The following is a 1,089-nucleotide window of genomic DNA, read 5'->3' as shown; positions in this document are numbered from 1 at the left end:
ACGCCCTATAAACATTCAATTCTCCATATTTACTTTATTATTGAATAAGTCGCAAAATCAAAATTAATTTAAGCTCTAATCTTCTATAATTAATTAAATCATTTTTACATATATTTGTATATGTTATATTTGTGCGTGGTAATCATTCTGGGTTTTTTTATTATTAGTTAATAATTAATTTTTATTAACTTAATATTAAATTATATTATATTTTTTAGTGCTGATTTATGGCATATGATTATTTAAATTAGGTATTATTAATTAATCAGCAAAGAAAATCTTCTTAAATGAATTTAAGTAAATATTTATAATTATTGTTTAATTGATGTAAATATACAAATTCTGTGCATTTAAATTTAATTAATCTGAGTTGGCAATCAAACAGTTATTGCGGATGTTCATGCAAATTAGATATTGTTGATTAAACCAATTCAACAGTATGGTCTCGATCTGTCAAAGCGTTTTATGGTTAGGTTTTAGAAATAGTGCTGATAAATTGTTGAAGAAATGAGTGACTAGTTAAGTAGACATCATGTCTCAATAAAATTGAGGTTATTACAGTTAACCATATTTTATGGGCAATATTGGAATAAATTGTTACTGGGCAGTAATCAGCAGCCGCTGTTATGGCTAAAATTTTGGTTCGCCTGTTTTTGATTAGAATTTATAGGCAAACTAATAGGTTTTTTAATCTCAATACTAGCCGTGTTGAGCATGAATCATTTTACTGCAAGCTGTCGATGCAGGAGCCGACAAATAATTGAAGCTTTTAATTATGATGGTTAATCATCAAAATCTGAATGTTTTGAACAGATAAATATGATTAATTGAGATGGCAAAAAAAGGTCAGATGAAATCATCTGACCTGCTTGGCTATTATTTGCTGTATTAATTGATGAAATCGGTTTTAATCTCGCGCCAGCTAAGTCTTTTAAAGCTAACGCCACACATCGGTATCCCTTCTAATGTTATTTGCTCACCGTTAGACAGACTTGCTTGTGGTTTTTTGCGGAAGCAATTTTCAATAGTTGTTTTTTCACCAGGCGGTTTTTGAATGCCAGACTTACCAGCATTGAGGAAATTATAGAT

Annotated in this window: 1 protein-coding gene; it reads right to left on the bottom strand. The window is 29.2% G+C overall.

Annotated elements, in window-relative coordinates; genetic code table 11:
* Positions 1-888: 888 nt before the first annotated feature.
* The coding region (locus J3U68_RS10605; protein WP_267376899.1) for a hypothetical protein at positions 889-1,089 on the bottom strand (201 nt) is incomplete at its 5' end.

The organism is Snodgrassella sp. B3882, from assembly GCF_026535915.1.
In the GTDB taxonomy this organism is placed as follows: Bacteria; Pseudomonadota; Gammaproteobacteria; order Burkholderiales; family Neisseriaceae; genus Snodgrassella.
The sequence above is the reverse complement of the archived record's forward strand: the minus strand, read 5'-3'. Positions and strand labels throughout refer to the sequence as shown.